The sequence below is a fragment of the Oceaniglobus trochenteri genome (genome assembly GCF_020529025.1).
GTDB lineage: Bacteria > Pseudomonadota > Alphaproteobacteria > Rhodobacterales > Rhodobacteraceae > Oceaniglobus > Oceaniglobus trochenteri.
Window position 1 is genome coordinate 62,122 of the sequence record NZ_JACNMM010000004.1, and the last position, 14,659, is coordinate 76,780.

Genomic DNA, 14,659 nt, shown 5'->3' on the forward strand with positions numbered 1-14,659 from the left:
CGCGCGGTTATCCCGCGCGCCATCGTCTTATTGTTCGAAAAGGTCAAGTTCAGCCATAACGATAGGGGCGTCCGGCCTTTCGCATGTCGGCATTGTACTTTTTGAAGATCTCGACAACCTTTGCCTTTGTCGGGCTTTCGGCGGCGATTTCATCCCAGAAGACCTCGGCCGCGTCCTCGACCTTCTGCCATTCGTCATCGGGGATGCTGGTCAGTTCCATCTTCGGCCCGTTGACGCGCAGCGCGGCCTCACCGCCCCAGTACCACCACTGGCGATAATAGTGGCTTTGGTCACAGCAGACGCGGAACAGTTCCTGCAGGTGGGGGGGCAGTTCGTTCCAGCGGTCCTGGTTGGCAAAGAACGATCCGGCCCAGGCGCCCGAGATGTTGTTGGTGAGGAAATAGTTGGTCACATCCGCCCAGCCGACCGTGTAATCCTCGGTGATGCCCGACCAGGCGATGCCGTCCAACTCGCCGGTTTGCACGGCCACTTCGATGTCTTCCCAGGGCAGGGTGACGGGCACAACGCCGAATTGCTCGAGGAAGCGCCCGGCGGTGGGGAAGGTGAAGACGCGCTTGCCCTTCAGGTCTTCCAAGCTGCGGATGGGGTCTTTCGTGGCGAAATGGCACGGATCCCAGGCGCCGGCGCTGATGTGTTTCACGCCGACCTTGGAATATTCCTCGTCCCAGATCTCGTTCAGTCCGTACTGGTTGAACAGCACCGGCACATCGAGGCTATAGCGCGAGGCGAAGGGAAAATAGCCGCCGAACACGGTGACTTCGGTGGGCGATGCCATGCTGTCGTCGTCCGACTGCACCGCGTCGATGGTGCCACGCTGCAGGGCGCGGAACAGCTCTCCGGTGGGCACCAGCTGGTCGGCATAGAACAGCTCGATCTCCATCTGGTCGCCGGCGATGGCGTTGAAGCTCTTGATCGCGGGGTCGATGACGTGTGCGGCCAGGGCCGGGCCGGCATAGGTTTGCATCCGCCACGTGATCTTGCCCTGGGCGATGGCCGGCGTGGCCAGCGCGGCGGGGGCAACCGCGGCCCCGGCGATGAACTTGCGTCTGGTGGTCATGTCTTCTCTCCTTGCTGGTGGGATGCCCCGTTCGGGGTCATTTTCGTTATTTTCCATAGACATAATCGGGCAGCCACAGGGCGATCTGCGGAAAGACCATGATCACCGCCAGCGCCAGGACCATCACCGCCACGAAGGGCACGATCGAACGGTAGATGTCGCCCAGCGACACCTCGTCCGGGGCCATGGCACGCATCAGGAAAAGGTTATAGCCGAAGGGCGGCGTCATGTACGCGATCTGGGTGGTGATGGTGTAAAGCACCCCGTACCAGATCAGATCGAAGCCCAGGGCATCGACCAGCGGAATATAGAGCGGCGCGACGATCACCAGCATGGCGGTGTCGTCAAGGAACGTCCCCATGAGGATGAAGGACAGTTGCATCAGGATCAGGATCGTCCAGGGCGACAGGCCAAGTTGCGCGGTGAACAGATCCTCGATGGCCTTCACGGCGCCAAGTCCGTCGAAGACCGCGCCAAAGCCAAGGGCGGCCAGGATGATCCACATGAACATGCAGGAAATGCCCAGGGTGTTGCGCACCGAGTTCTCGAAGACCTCACGCGTCATGCGGCCTTTCAGGACGGCGGCCAGGAAGGCGGTGATCGCCCCGATGGCCGAGGATTCGACCAGCGATGTCCAGCCGTTGACGAAGGGCACCATCATCGCGGCGAAGATGAACAGCGGCAGAAGGCCCGCGCGCAACAGGCGGCGCTTTTCGGCAGGCGTGATCGCTGCCAGTTCCCCGGGCGGGATCACCGGGCCTAGGGCGGGGTTGGCGCGGCACCGGATCACGATATAGGCGATGAACATGCCCGCCATCATCAGCCCCGGCACGACTCCCGCCAGCCACAACTGGCCCACCGGCTGGCGCGCGATCATCGCGTAAAGCACCAGCACCACCGAGGGCGGCACCAGGATGCCCAGGGACGATCCGGCCTGGATCACCCCGGTGACCATCCGTTTGTCATAGCCGCGTTTCAGAAGTTCGGGCAGGGCGATGGTGGCACCGATGGCCATGCCCGCCACGGAAAGCCCGTTCATCGCCGAAATCAGCACCATCAGCAGGATCGTCCCGATGGCCAGCCCGCCGTTCACCGGCCCCATCCAGACGTGGAACATGCGGTATAGATCGTCGGCGATGCGCGATTCCGACAGGACATAGCCCATGAAGATGAACATCGGCAGCGTCAGCAGCGGATACCATTTCATCAGCTTCATGGCGGCGGCGAAGGGAATGTCGATGCCCCCGGTGCCATAAAGCGCAACGGCCGAAATCGCGGCCACGGCACCGATGGCCCCGAAGACACGTTGCCCGGTCAGCAGCAGAAGCATCATGGTGCCGAACATCAGCAGGGCGATGAATTCATAGTCCATCAGATGTCTCCCCCCCGCAGGCGGATGATATCCTTGATGAATTCCGAAACCGCCTGCAGCAGCATCAGGATAAGGCCCGTCACCATCACCACCTTGATCGGCCAGAGGTAGGGCCGCCAGGATGTGGGCGAGCGTTCAAGCCGGCCGATCTCTTCACTGCCCGAGGCAAGGCCGACGAAATAGCCGACATATTCGGTGCCCCAATATCCAAGCGAATAGGCAAGCGACCCCAGGCCCCCATAAAGCAGCACTCCTAGATAGAAGATCAGGAAGAAGATGGTGAAGGCATCCACCAGCGCCTTGCGCCGGGGCGACCAGGCGCCATAGAGCAGGTCCATCCGCACGTTGCTGCCCAGTTGGATCGCATAGGCACCGCCCAGGATGTAATAGGTGACCATGGCGAACTGCGCCATTTCGAGTGTCCACGAGACGGGCAGGAAGAATGTCTTCGAGATCGACGACCACAGCAGAACCGCCATCATGGCAAAGATGCCGTACATCACGAACCGCCCGACCCGGTGGTTCAGCCCATCGACGATGGCGACAAAGCGGCGGGCGACGCTCATGCCGGGTGCCCCTTTGCCGGGGTCTGATCAAGTCCATGGGCCAGCAGCACCTCGATCACGTCGGCGATGCGGGCGATGTCGGCGGCGTTCTTCAACAGGTCGTTGCGGATTTCCAGCATGGCGTTGGGCAGGTTCTGGGCCAGCGCGTGACGCTCTAGCGTGTGCAGCACCCCGTCGCCCGGCCCGTAGGGCGCGTTGGCTTCGGTGCGCAGGGGGTTGCCGGGGGCCGACAGAAGGGCGCGGCCCAGCCGTTCATCGCGCGGATCGAACAGTACGCCCAGTTCGACAGTGCGAGGGGCGCCGTGAAAGACAGGGGTGAAGCTGTGGACGGTCACGATGGCGGGGTGGTTCATCCGGGCGATCTGATCGGCCAGGGCGGCGTGAAACGGATCGTAAAGCGCGGCGCTGCGTTGGTTGCGCTGCGCGCTTGTCAGGTTCGCATTGCCCGGCACGGTGATGCGTTCGCTTTGCGCGGGCATGGATGATGCGGCCTCGGGCGGGCGGTTGCAGTCATAGGCCAGGCGCGAAAACCGCGCGGCCACCAGGGGCGCGTTCAGCCGGTCGGACAGCGCCAGCGCCAGGTCGAAGGCGCCCGGGTCCCAGACCGCGTGCGACATGCGGTCGCCTGCGGCAAGGCCGAGATTGCCCAGGGCCTCGGGTATGACGGGGCTGGCATGTTCGCAGACCAGGACCAGCCGAGCCTTGCCCGAGGGGTTCAGAACCTCGACCGGGGGGCCGTCGGTTTCGGATAGAAGGGGGGCGAGGCGGGCATGAGTCATGGTGTGAACAGTTCATTACATTTTCTTTTGCCCTGTCAAATGAATTTCAGTATCTTTAACTTACGCCAGCCGGCGCAAGCGCCGGAAGGAGGCCAGATGCACGAAGATGAGGCAATGATCGAACAGCGGCTGCGCAGCGACCGCGAGGGGTTTACCCGCGCCGAAAAGCAACTGGTCGCGGCCCTTCTGGACAATTACCCCATGGCGGGGCTCGGCTCGATCAGCGAGCTGGCCGCCGCCGCCGATGTCAGCACGCCCACCGTGGTGCGGCTGGCGCGCAAGCTGGGCTTTGACGGCTTCTCCGATTTCCAGCGGGCCCTGCGTGCCGAAGTCTCGGCGCAGATCCGCGCGCCGCTGTCGAAAAAGGATCTCTGGAGCACCGACCCCGGCGAGGCGCATCCGCTGAACCGGTTTGCCGATGCCATCTCGATGAACGTGCGCAGCACGCTGCAACGGGTCGATATCGCGGATTTCGATGCCGTCACCGCCCTTTTGGCGGATCGCCAATGTGCCGTGTCCATCGCCGGGGGACGGATCACCCGGTCGCTGGCCGACTACCTGTTCAACCACCTTCAGATCCTGCGCCCGGGCGTGCAGCACCTCAGCCAGTCGTCGAATGTCTGGCCGCAATACCTGGTGGACATGAACGCCGACACCGTTCTGGTGATGTTCGACATCCGCCGCTATGAATCCGACCTTCTGAAGCTGGCCCGCCTGGCCGAGGAACGCGGCGCGCGGATCGTGCTGTTCACCGACCAGTGGGGCTCGCCCGTCGGGCGGCATGCGCGGTTCCGGTTCCACGCCTCGGTCGAGGTGCCGTCAAGCTGGGACAGCACCGTGGCCATCATGCTGCTGGTCGAAGCCCTGGTGGCGCAGGTGCAGGAGACCATCGGCGCAGAAAGTCGCGAACGCATCGAAGAGCTGGAGGGGATGTTCGGCAAGACCCGCCTCTTTCGCAATTTCACCTGAGGATCGGGGAGGGGGAGGGGCCTGTGGCGGGTTTTCGCACATTCCGAGGAATCACCTTGTGTGGTGAATTGCAGCCCGACTATAATTGCAGCGCCCGGCCTAAGGTCGGTCTGCTTGCACTTTGGGCGTTCCCTGTCGATCGCTTCATATAAGGCCGCTCCTTGCGGCTCTCATTTATTTTTTTCTCATGCGCCAATTTCGGGTGTGCTACATGAACCAGATGATCATTTTTTTCACCTCGCTGCCAAGGGAGGCGAAACGGTCGATTCTTCTCACGGTCGATGTCGTTCTCCTTCCAATCGCTTATATTTTCACCTTCACCGTCCAACAGGAAACCTTCGATGTCGCGCCCTCGGCGGGCACCGGCGCGCTGGTGCTTGCGCTGCTTGTCGTCATCACGTCGGGTGTCTCCAAGGCACTGAAAATTCCCAACATTCAGCTGAATTCCTATGACGTGAACGGCATGGGCCGGATCGCCGCCCTGTCGGTGATCGTGGCCGTGGCGACCGGGGTTCTGCACCAGATTGCCGGCATTCCGCTGAGTTCGGGAAGCTACGTCATGTTCGGCATCGTCTATTTCATCGTGTCGGCCGCGACCCGCGTTGTCATGCTTGAGGTATTGACGGCCATGTACCGGCGCACCAACCCGCGCTGCCGCGTCCTGATCTACGGGGCGGGCACCACCGGCAGCCAGCTGGCCCGCGCGCTGATGGCCCACGAAACGATCAAGGCCGTTGCCTTTGTCGATGACAACACGGCCCTGCAAGGCCTGTCGATTGCCGGACTGCCGGTGAAACTGCCCACCGATATTGACCGGATCGTCGCGGAAAAGCAGGTTGACCGGGTGCTTCTGGCCATGCCTTCACTGTCGCATCCCAAGCAGATGCAGATCGCCCGCCGCCTTGAAAAGAAGGGGCTTGAGGTTCAGGCCCTGCCCAGCTTCGCGCAGCTGATCGGAGAAGAGCAGGCGCTTCTCGACAAGCTGGTGCCGATTGCTCCGGCGCAATTCCTGGGGCGCAAGGCCTTTGACCAGTCGCTGAACTTCGGCTGTTCGCATCTTGTTGGCCGCACCGTTCTGGTGACGGGCGGTGGCGGGTCCATCGGGTCGGAGCTGTGTCGCCAGGTGCTGGCCTGCAAGCCCGGCAAGCTGATCGTCTTCGACATCAGCGAATATGCCCTTTACGAGGCCGAGCGCGCGCTGCGCCCCCTTGCCCTGGAAACGGGGACCGAACTGGTCACCGTCCTGGGGTCGGTGACGGAACAGCGGCTGGTGCGCCGTGTGCTGCAGGATCAGAAGGTCAACGTGGTGCTGCACGCCGCCGCCTACAAGCATGTTCCGATGGTGGAGCAGAACCCGCTTGTCGGGCTGGCCAACAATGTGCTGGGCACCTGGACGCTGGGCCGCGAGGCGCGCGAGGCCGGGGTTGAACGGTTCATCCTCGTGTCGTCGGACAAGGCCGTGCGCCCCACAAACGTCATGGGCGCCTCCAAGCGCCTGGCCGAATTCGTGGTGCAGGATCTTGCCGAACGTTCCCCCGGCACCGTCTTTGCCATGGTCCGTTTCGGCAACGTTCTCGGCTCTTCGGGTTCGGTCGTGCCGCTGTTTCAGGAACAGATCGCGCGTGGCGGCCCTGTGACGGTGACGCATCGCGACGTGACCCGCTTCTTCATGACCATCGAGGAAGCAGTGAGCCTTGTCCTGATGGCGGGTTCCTTCGCGCGTGGGGGTGAGGTTTTCGTGCTGGACATGGGCCGGTCGCGCCGCATTTGGGACATGGCGCGCCAGGTGATCGAGGACGCGGGTTACACCGTCCGCGACGAGGCCAACCCGGACGGCGATATCGGGATCGAGGAGATCGGCCTGCGCCCGGGCGAGAAGCTGCACGAGGAGCTGCTGGTGGGCGAGGGGCATGCCACCACGGCCCACGAAAAGATCTTTGCCGCGCACGAGGCCCGGCTGTCCGAGATCGAGGTCGCGTCGGCGATCCGCGCCCTGCGCGAGGCGCTGGCCACCGGAAACGACAAGGCCGCGCTGGCCGTGGCCGAGCGATTCGTCGAAGGGTATCACCCGGCCGGGCAATCCCTTGCCTCGGGCAGCGCCGGTTAAGCATTACTCCGGCCAAAGGCGTTGAAAAATCGTCACATGCCATCGCTGCCGCACCTGCCGGGGCAGAGGGCGTTTGCATAGCACGGGCCTCCATCGCTACAACGGAAAGAACAGTGTGGCGCCGGGCTGGCCGACACTACAGCACAAGACAGGAACCGATGTGAGCAGGCAGGCAGGAAAGACCGGCAAGGCGTTGGGCGTGGCCGTTGGCACCGTGGCAACGCTGGCCTTCACCGGTGCGGCGTCGCCCGAAGACATGACGCGCGCCGTGACCGACCGGCCAAACCTCAACTTCTACGGGGTGACCGGGGTCATCGAAACGCCGACCGCGCTCAGCCAGCCGGACGGGCAGTTGTCGACGACGGTTTCCAACTTTGCCGGGATCACCCGCACCACCCTGACCTTCCAGATCCTGCCCCGGGTCGAGGGCAGCTTTCGCTATGCGAAGTTCAAGGATCTGAACTTCGGCGGTGGGGGCGGGGCCGACTATTTCGACCGCAGCTTCGATATCTCGCTGCGCATCCTCGACGAAACCCGCTATTTGCCCGCGGTCAAGGTGGGCCTGCAAGACTTCATCGGCACGGGGCTTTATTCGGGCGAATACATCGTCGCCACCAAGACCTTCGGCGACCGGCTGACTGTCAGCGGTGGTCTTGGCTGGGGGCGGCTGGGCACATACAAGCCCCTCGGCGCGCCCTTCGGGGACCGGCCCGACAACGATATCGGGCTGGGCGGCAAGGCGAACTTCGGCCAATGGTTCCGCGGCCCCGCGGCCCCTTTCGCCGGGATCACCTATCGCGCCACCGACAAGCTGACCCTGATGGCGGAATATTCGTCGGATGCCTATGGCCTGGAAACCGGCACCGACCCCCGGCGCGCAATCGCGCTGTTCGAACGCAAGTCGCCGCTGAACTTCGGGATCGACTACAAGATCAACAATTCGGTCAACCTGGGTGCCACCTACATGTACGGCGACACCTTCGGTGTGAACCTGAACGTGTCGCTGAACCCCTACGCGCCCCCCGCCAAGGGCAGCCGTGGCCCCGGGCCCGCGCCGGTGTTCATCCGCCCCGCACGCGCCGACGATGCCGCCGCCTGGGAAGAGGAATGGGCGCTGGGCAAGACCGCCAACGCCCGCCTGATCAAGGCGCTTTCCCGCCAGCTTGAGCCGCAGGGCATCATCGTCGATTCCCTTGACGCCCGCGCCGACAGCGTCGAGGTGCGGGTGCGCACCGGCCAGTTCGACAATGGCGCGCAGATGCTGGGCCGGGTCATGCGCGGGCTGACCGCGACGATGCCGGCCTCGGTCGAAACCTTCCGCATCGTGCCGGTGGTGCAGGGGCTTGCGGCCTCGATGGTGACCATCCGCCGTTCCGACATCGAAGCGCTGGAGCATACGCCGAACCACGAGGAACAGTTGCTGGCCGTTACCGGTTTCGCCGCCGCGCCGGGCCGTCGTGGCCCCGATGCGGCCCTGAACACCGATTACTTCCCCAAGTTCAACTGGACCCTTGCCCCCTACCTGCGGCAAAGCTATTTCGACCCCAGCAACCCCTTCCGTTTCGGCACCGGCCTGCGCCTTTCGGCCAGCTATGAACCGACGCCGGGGCTGGTGTTTTCGGGCTCGGTCACCAAGCGGTTGGCGGGCAATATCGCCAACGATACCTTCAAGTATCCCACCAACCTGCAACCGGTGCGCACCGATGCCCTGTTCTATGAACAGCAGGGCGACCCCGCGCTGGAGCATCTGACGGCAAGCTATTACTTCAAGCCGGCCGAAAACGTCTTTGGGCGGATCACCGGCGGTTACCTGGAGCGGATGTATGGCGGTGTCTCAGGCGAGATCCTGTGGAAGCCGGTCAACAGCCGCCTCGCCCTCGGGGCCGAGCTGAACTATGTCAAGCAGCGTGATTTCGACACCCGCCTGGGCTTCCGCGACTACAGCGTCGTGACCGGGCATGTTTCGGCCTATTACCAGATGGACAACGGGTTCCACGCCCAGCTTGATGTCGGCCGCTACCTCGCGGGCGATGTGGGCGCGACCCTTTCCATCGACCGCGAGTTCAAGAACGGCTGGTCGGTCGGGGCCTTTGCGACCCTGACCAACGTGTCGGCCGAGGAATTCGGCGAAGGCTCGTTCGACAAGGGCATCCGCCTGACCATTCCGGTATCGTGGTTCCTGGGTACGCCCAGCACCTACAAGCTGGGCACGACCCTGCGCCCGATCCAGCGTGACGGCGGCGCAAGGGTGCAGGTAAACGGCCGGTTGTACGAGCGTGTGCGCCAGTATCAGCGCCCCACTCTGGAAGATGAATGGGGACGGGTGTGGCGATGACGGGGTCGAAGATGCGCGGGATTGCGCGGGCATGTGTGCTGGGCACGCTGGCGGTTCTCGCCGGGTGCGGCAGCCAGAGCGAAAGCAACGGCCTTTTGGCCATCGGACGCAACGCCGCCGGCCTGTTGCGCAGCGATGGCGTGAGCCGGGGCATCCTGGGGGCCGAGGGGCTGACCGCGACGGATGCGCAGCTGCGCGCCTTCCGGCGGCCGCTGCTGAAGATCACCCTGGAGAAAACCGGGCTGAGCGCCGCCGTGGGCAAAGCCGACGACAAGGGCGCCGCCGTGATCTGGCAATCGGCCGACGGCAACCAGATCACGCTGTTCAACGGCCTGCTGATCTCGACCAAGGGCTTTGGCAACGATCTCAGCTCGGCCAAGGTGCCCAGCGTCGTGGCCGGTGACACCGGCATGCTGCGCGAGAATTACTACCTTGGCGGGGATGAAGTGGTGCGCCGTTTCGCCTATCTCTGCGATTATCGCGATGGCGGGGCGCAGCGGATCAACCTTCTTGGGCTTGGCTTTGACACCAGGCTGGTGACCGAAACCTGCACCGGTGAAGAGGACAGTTTCACCAACCGTTACTGGTTCAACGCGCAGGGCGGCATCCTGAAATCGCAGCAGCGTGTCAGCCCCGAAATCGGGATGCTGACGATCGAGTTCGTGCCGCGCGATGGCGGCGGCACCCGTCAGGCCTTGGCGAGCGAGGCGCAGCCGCAGGTCTTCATTTTGGAATGACCCGCGTGAAGGTCTGACCGATCAGCTTCAGATCGTAACAAAGCGACTGGTTGCGCTGATAGATCAGGTCGATGGCGGCCTTGCGCGGCACGCAGCGCCGGGCATAGACGGCGTCGGTTTCGCCCGGTGTGGCGCAATCCGCCAGAAGCCGTTCCTCGGTCCGGTGATAGCGCAGGGTGGCAAGGCCGGTCACGCCGGGGCGCGATTTCAGCACCTCGCGATAAAGCTCGGGAAAACGTTCGACATATTCGCGCAGGGGCGGGCGGGGGCCGACAAAGCTGATGTCGCCGCGCAGGATGTTCCACAGCTGCGGCAGTTCATCCGCCCGCGTCTTGCGCAGGAAGCGCCCGAAGGGGGTGATGCGCGCGGCCTTGTCGCCGCCGGAAACGCCGGTTTCCCGGTCACCCGCCACCGTCATCGTGCGCAGTTTCCACAGGGTGAAGGCCTTGTCGGGTGTCTTCATCCGTTCCGATGTATAGAACAACGGCCGCCCTGTGGTGAACAGCATGACCGCCAGGATGATCAGCAGGATCGGGCCAAGCCATGCCAGCATGAGGATGACGGTTATCAGGTCGAAGGCCCGTTTCTGCGGCGTCATGGGGTTTGGAAGCTCCTGGGAAGTTCATCGACGAGGGTTCTTGCCTGGCCTGCGTCATCGGGAAGGTCACAAAGACCCGCAAGCCGTGTCACGTCAAGATGCACATGCTGAATTGCGCTGTCGGGGGCGGGCGTCCAATGCCATTTCCGCCCCAGGGCATCCAGAATCTCGCTCATCGGCGTGGGCCGGGGGGCGGCGATGTTCAGAAGGTGAGGCAGCGGGGCGCCCTCGACGGCCAGATCGCAGAGGCGCGCGAGGATCTGGGCCAGCGTGCGGGGGCCGATATAGCTTCGCGAGGGGCCAAACCCGTCTTCGAAGCGGTGCAGCGGCAGGCTGTTCCGGTCGGTCTCTTGCGCGGCATCGAAGGGTTGGCCGGCCCAGGCCACGTTGCCAAGGCGCAGCACACTTACCCGCGGGCCATCGGCGGGCAGATCGCGCAGCGCGCGCTCCATCTCAAGCTTGGCCTCGCCATAGGGGGCCAGGGGGTGGGGATCGGCAATCTCGGGCACCGGATCGGGGCCCGGATCGCCGTAGACCGCCGCGGAGGAGCAGACGAAGACCTGCCGCACGCCCCAGTCCCGCGCCGCCTGCCAGGCCGCAAGGGCAAGGCTGCGGTTCTGGCCCAGGTCGGCACCACTGCGGGGCACCACGCCGGCAAAGCAGATCATCACCGGGTGGGGCGCGCCGGGCAGGGGCGGGGCGGGTTTGGCCATGTCCCATTCAAGGTCTGTCGTGCCGCTTCGCCCGATCCTCAGCGGGTTTGCGCCGATCCGGCCCGTTCCCCCCCAGCATTGCGCCACCAGCCGGGCAACACGGCTGCCGGAGCCGAGAAAAATCGGTGCGATCATGCGACAAACTCTGTTGAACTCGTTCCAATTGGGCTAACTAACCAAGAGCGGTGCGAAAGCATCGGCAACTGTCTATCAAGGTGTCGGCAAAGCCGCCAGAAGGATGTGACCGGGGGAATGATGCACGGATTTCGCAAAGCGCTGTTGGTGTCGGTAAGTGGCCTTGCCATTCTGGGGGGATGCACGAACCTGCCGCAGGGGGCCGCCCTGCGCACGGACATCACCGCCGATGCCGATACCTACGAAGGCGACCTGGCGTTCTACCAGGTCACGCGCGGGCTGCTGCCTGCCGTCGCGTCGTGGCCGCGCGTCAACCCCGAGCCTTCGGCAGGCTGGCCCAAGGCAAGCCACGGGTCGCTGGGGCAGGTGATTGCCGTTGGGGATACGGTCGATATCAAGATCTGGGACAACCAGGAAAATTCGCTTCTGCTGGCGCCCGGTCAGCGGTTCGTGGAACTGGGGGCCCAGGTGGTTTCGCCCTCGGGGCGGGTTTTCGTGCCCTACGTTGGCGATGTGCGCATTGCGGGCATGGGGCCGGATCGTGCACGCCGGGTGCTGCAGGAGCATATGTCCTCGATCTCGGCTTCGGCCCAGGCGCAGGTTTCGCTGGTGTCGGGGCGCCAGAACACGGTTGACCTGGTCAGCGGTGTGGCAAGTCCGGGCAGCTATCCGATGCAGGATCGCAACTTCTCGGTGCTGGCCCTGATCAGCCAGGGTGGCGGGGTACCGCCTTCGATGCGCAATCCGCGGGTTAAGCTGCAACGCGGCAACAAGACCTATGTCACCTCGGTGTCGCGGCTGTTCGATACACCGCAGCTTGACGCGGTGCTGGTCGGTGGCGACAAGGTGATCGTCGAGGACGATCCGCGCTATTTCCTGTCGCTGGGGGCCGCAGGCAAGGAAGAGATCGTCAGGTTCGACCAGGACCGGATCACCGCGCTTGAGGCGATTTCGATGATCGGCGGAGTCACCGACACCCGGGCCGACCCCAAGGGCGTGCTGGTGTTGCGCGAATATCCCCGTTCGGCCATCGCGGCGGGCAATCGTGGTCCGCGCAATCAACGCGTGGTCTTTGCCATCGACATGACATCGGCCGACGGATTGTTCAGCGCCAAGAACCTTGAGATCCAGCCCGGCGATGTGGTGCTGGCCACCGAAAGCCCGGTGACACGCGTTCAGACGGTCGTGGGTCTGATCGGTTCGGGTTTTGGGCTGATCAGCCGCGCCGGCAATCTGTAACGAAAGGGGGCGCCGCAGCGCCCCCGATGCCGTCAAATCCCCTACACCACTAAAGCAGGGTGCGTTCGATCACCCAGTAGGCGCCAATGATCGCGATGGCGATGGACGCCGGGTTCGAGATGCGCACGCGATACCAGGGCTTGTTGCGGAACCACAGGCCGACCAGCAGGAAGGCGATGGCGATCACGCTGAGCTGGCCCAGTTCCACCCCGACGTTGAAGCCGATGAGGCCGGTGACGAACTGCGCCGGGTTCAGCCCGATGTCGCCCAGCACGCTGGCAAAGCCCAGGCCATGCAGCAGGCCGAAGGCAAAGACGATGATCGGCCGCCAGGGCGACAGCCCGCGCGACATCACGTTCTCGACCCCGACATAGACGATCGAGGTCGCGATCAGCGGTTCGACGATGCTGGCCGGAACGCTGACATAGCCCAGGATGCCAAGGGCCAGCGTCACGGTATGGGCGGCGGTGAAGGCCGTCACCTGCCACAACAGCGGCGCAAGGCGGGCCGAAAGGAAGAACAGGCCCAGCACGAAAAGGATGTGATCCAGCCCCTTGGGGATGATGTGCTCGAATCCGATGACGATATAGTCGAGGAACACCGATACCGCCGATTTTGGCGTTGCCCCTTCGCGGGCAATCGGTTCGCTGAGCGCGCCATTGGTCAGGAACCCCGAATAGCCATCGGGCCCGGCGCCCATCTGCCGCACGACCAGCGAGCCAAAGCTGGAATCCCAACCCACGATCACGGGGGCGTCGCCCTCTTGCAACTGGGCGGTCAGTTGCAGGCGCGACTCGCGGGGTAGGGCCACATCGCCCACCTCGGGAATGATGACGCCGGCCAGTTCCGGGGTGATTTCGGTTTCGCCCGAACGCAGGATCAACTTGCCCCGCATCTGCGGCCAGTAGGCGGTGAAGGCTTGTTCAAGCTCGGCCGGGGGCAGGGCGCGCAGGCGGTCGATCTCGTCGGCCTCGTCGGTGGTGTTGGTGTCGTCGACGCCCTCCAGGTCGGCGCCCGCGATCAGCGGCTCAAGCGCAAGTTCGATATCCCAGGTTACGGCGCGTCCGTCGATGGTCAGGTCCGACACGGCCGGCTGGACCTCGTGCGCGGCGGCCTGCAGGGCGCCCAGCCACAGCAACGTGACAGTCAGCACGCTTGACAGCAGCGCGCGCAGGCCCACCCTGTAATCCAGTTTCAACGGAGCCTTGACCATGTTCAGATACCTCGGAATTTCACTGTTGCCATTGGCATTTAGCACGACGGTGGCATTCGGCCATGAATTCTGGATCGATCCGCTGGATTTTACCCTGGAGGGGTCCGAGAACATCGAGGCCGAGCTTCGGGTCGGGCAGGAATTTTCGGGTGCGACCTATTCCTATCTTCCGGCGAACTTCAAATTGTTCGAAATCGCCCGGGGCGCAGAGCGGGTGCCGGTGCTGGGCCGCATGGGCGACAGGCCGGCGCTGAACCAGGCCCCCGCGGGCGAGGGGCTGAACGTGGTTCTGCATGTCACCAAGGATTACGACCTTGTCTATTCCGAGCTTTCCAAGTTCGAGACATTCGTGCGCCACAAGGATGCCGCCTGGACGCTGGACGAACACGCGGCAGCCGGTTTTCCCGACACCGATATCGTCGAGATCTACACCCGCTTTGCCAAAAGCCTTGTGGCCGTGGGCAATGGTGAGGGCGAGGATCGCGAATACGGCCTGCTGACCGAGATCGTCGCCCAGGCCAACCCCTATACCGACGACCTGTCGGGCGGCTTTCCGGTCAGGGTGCTTTACGAGGGCAAGCCGCGCGCCGATGTGCAGGTCGAGCTTTTCGCCAAGGCGCCCGATGGCACGGTCGGGGTGACCTTGCACCGCACCGACGCCGATGGCGTGGCGACCCTGCCGGTTGAAAAGGGCGTGACGTATCTGGCGGATGCTGTCGTGCTGCGCCGGGCCAGCGGGTCGAACAGGGCGCTGAAGGGCGCCCATTGGGAAAGCCTCTGGGCCAGCCTGACCTTCGCCGTCCCGGACGAGTGAGCGG

Annotated in this window: 13 protein-coding genes; 6 read left to right on the forward strand and 7 right to left on the reverse strand. The window is 64.1% G+C overall.

The features are described from left to right. Positions 1-49: 49 nt before the first annotated feature. From H7828_RS07655 to H7828_RS07670, 4 genes are read right to left on the reverse strand one after another with little or no spacing between them, the layout of a single operon-like run. Positions 50-1,078: a TRAP transporter substrate-binding protein gene (locus H7828_RS07655; protein ID WP_226780430.1), complete on the reverse strand. Its 1,029-nt coding sequence runs from the start codon at positions 1,076-1,078 to the stop codon at positions 50-52. Positions 1,079-1,124: 46 nt separating this feature from the next. Next, positions 1,125-2,450 carry a TRAP transporter large permease gene (locus tag H7828_RS07660; protein ID WP_226780431.1) on the reverse strand — a complete coding sequence of 442 codons (1,326 nt, stop codon included), beginning with the start codon at positions 2,448-2,450 and terminating at the stop codon, positions 1,125-1,127. Beyond that, the gene (locus H7828_RS07665) at positions 2,450-3,016 is read right to left on the reverse strand and encodes a TRAP transporter small permease subunit (protein ID WP_226780432.1); all 567 of its coding nucleotides are present in this window, start codon (positions 3,014-3,016) and stop codon (positions 2,450-2,452) included. The genes H7828_RS07660 and H7828_RS07665 overlap by 1 nt, the downstream gene beginning before the upstream one ends. Then, entirely contained in the window at positions 3,013-3,795 is a 783-nt protein-coding gene (locus H7828_RS07670; RefSeq protein ID WP_226780433.1) for an N-formylglutamate amidohydrolase, read from the reverse strand. Before H7828_RS07670 ends, H7828_RS07665 begins: the two co-directional genes overlap by 4 nt. Positions 3,796-3,891: 96 nt before the next feature. Between H7828_RS07670 and H7828_RS07675 the strand changes: the two genes are divergently transcribed. The 4 genes from H7828_RS07675 to H7828_RS07690 all read left to right on the forward strand — a co-directional run bounded on the left by H7828_RS07675 (position 3,892) and on the right by H7828_RS07690 (position 9,943). After that, positions 3,892-4,764 carry a MurR/RpiR family transcriptional regulator gene (locus H7828_RS07675; protein ID WP_226780434.1) on the forward strand — a complete coding sequence of 291 codons (873 nt, stop codon included), beginning with the start codon at positions 3,892-3,894 and terminating at the stop codon, positions 4,762-4,764. 220 nt (positions 4,765-4,984) lie between these two features. Next, positions 4,985-6,871 (forward strand): polysaccharide biosynthesis protein, encoded by a 1,887-nt coding sequence (locus H7828_RS07680; protein ID WP_226780435.1) that lies wholly within the window; start codon positions 4,985-4,987, stop codon positions 6,869-6,871. Between the two features lie 160 nt (positions 6,872-7,031). Beyond that, positions 7,032-9,206 (forward strand): YjbH domain-containing protein, encoded by a 2,175-nt coding sequence (locus H7828_RS07685; protein ID WP_226780436.1) that lies wholly within the window; start codon positions 7,032-7,034, stop codon positions 9,204-9,206. Positions 9,207-9,217: 11 nt separating this feature from the next. Then, a complete protein-coding gene (locus H7828_RS07690) occupies positions 9,218-9,943 on the forward strand; it encodes a YjbF family lipoprotein (RefSeq protein ID WP_226780437.1) in 726 nt (241 codons plus the stop codon). Here H7828_RS07690 and H7828_RS07695 read toward each other — a convergent pair. Together H7828_RS07695 and H7828_RS07700 are read right to left on the reverse strand one after the other, a co-directional pair. After that, entirely contained in the window at positions 9,930-10,541 is a 612-nt protein-coding gene (locus H7828_RS07695) for a sugar transferase (protein ID WP_226780438.1), read from the reverse strand. The two genes, H7828_RS07690 and H7828_RS07695, sit on opposite strands and share 14 nt — an antisense overlap. After that, entirely contained in the window at positions 10,538-11,389 is an 852-nt protein-coding gene (locus tag H7828_RS07700; RefSeq protein ID WP_226780439.1) for an NAD-dependent epimerase/dehydratase family protein, read from the reverse strand. The genes H7828_RS07695 and H7828_RS07700 overlap by 4 nt, the downstream gene beginning before the upstream one ends. A 117-nt stretch (positions 11,390-11,506) precedes the next feature. Between H7828_RS07700 and H7828_RS07705 the strand changes: the two genes are divergently transcribed. Further along, positions 11,507-12,628 carry a polysaccharide biosynthesis/export family protein gene (locus tag H7828_RS07705; protein ID WP_226780440.1) on the forward strand — a complete coding sequence of 374 codons (1,122 nt, stop codon included), beginning with the start codon at positions 11,507-11,509 and terminating at the stop codon, positions 12,626-12,628. 49 nt (positions 12,629-12,677) lie between these two features. Here H7828_RS07705 and H7828_RS07710 read toward each other — a convergent pair whose 3' ends face one another. After that, complete coding sequence (locus H7828_RS07710; protein ID WP_226780441.1) at positions 12,678-13,841, reverse strand: HupE/UreJ family protein; 1,164 nt, start codon at positions 13,839-13,841, stop codon at positions 12,678-12,680. On the opposite strand from H7828_RS07710, the gene H7828_RS07715 reads away from it, so the two are divergent. Next, positions 13,840-14,655 carry a DUF4198 domain-containing protein gene (locus H7828_RS07715; protein WP_226780442.1) on the forward strand — a complete coding sequence of 272 codons (816 nt, stop codon included), beginning with the start codon at positions 13,840-13,842 and terminating at the stop codon, positions 14,653-14,655. The genes H7828_RS07710 and H7828_RS07715 overlap by 2 nt on opposite strands. The last annotated feature ends 4 nt before the right edge of the window (positions 14,656-14,659 follow it).

Bases quoted from the DNA above. Each gene is read 5' to 3' on its own strand.
- H7828_RS07655 (WP_226780430.1), bottom strand. From the start codon at position 1,078: ATGACCACCAGACGCAAGTTCATCGCCGGGGCCGCGGTTGCCCCCGCC.
- H7828_RS07660 (WP_226780431.1), bottom strand. From the start codon at position 2,450: ATGGACTATGAATTCATCGCCCTGCTGATGTTCGGCACCATGATGCTT.
- H7828_RS07665 (WP_226780432.1), bottom strand. From the start codon at position 3,016: ATGAGCGTCGCCCGCCGCTTTGTCGCCATCGTCGATGGGCTGAACCAC.
- H7828_RS07670 (WP_226780433.1), bottom strand. From the start codon at position 3,795: ATGACTCATGCCCGCCTCGCCCCCCTTCTATCCGAAACCGACGGCCCC.
- H7828_RS07675 (WP_226780434.1), top strand. From the start codon at position 3,892: ATGCACGAAGATGAGGCAATGATCGAACAGCGGCTGCGCAGCGACCGC.
- H7828_RS07680 (WP_226780435.1), top strand. From the start codon at position 4,985: ATGATCATTTTTTTCACCTCGCTGCCAAGGGAGGCGAAACGGTCGATT.
- H7828_RS07690 (WP_226780437.1), top strand. From the start codon at position 9,218: ATGCGCGGGATTGCGCGGGCATGTGTGCTGGGCACGCTGGCGGTTCTC.
- H7828_RS07695 (WP_226780438.1), bottom strand. From the start codon at position 10,541: ATGACGCCGCAGAAACGGGCCTTCGACCTGATAACCGTCATCCTCATG.
- H7828_RS07700 (WP_226780439.1), bottom strand. From the start codon at position 11,389: ATGATCGCACCGATTTTTCTCGGCTCCGGCAGCCGTGTTGCCCGGCTG.
- H7828_RS07705 (WP_226780440.1), top strand. From the start codon at position 11,507: ATGATGCACGGATTTCGCAAAGCGCTGTTGGTGTCGGTAAGTGGCCTT.
- H7828_RS07715 (WP_226780442.1), top strand. From the start codon at position 13,840: ATGTTCAGATACCTCGGAATTTCACTGTTGCCATTGGCATTTAGCACG.
- H7828_RS07710 (WP_226780441.1), bottom strand. From the start codon at position 13,841: ATGGTCAAGGCTCCGTTGAAACTGGATTACAGGGTGGGCCTGCGCGCG.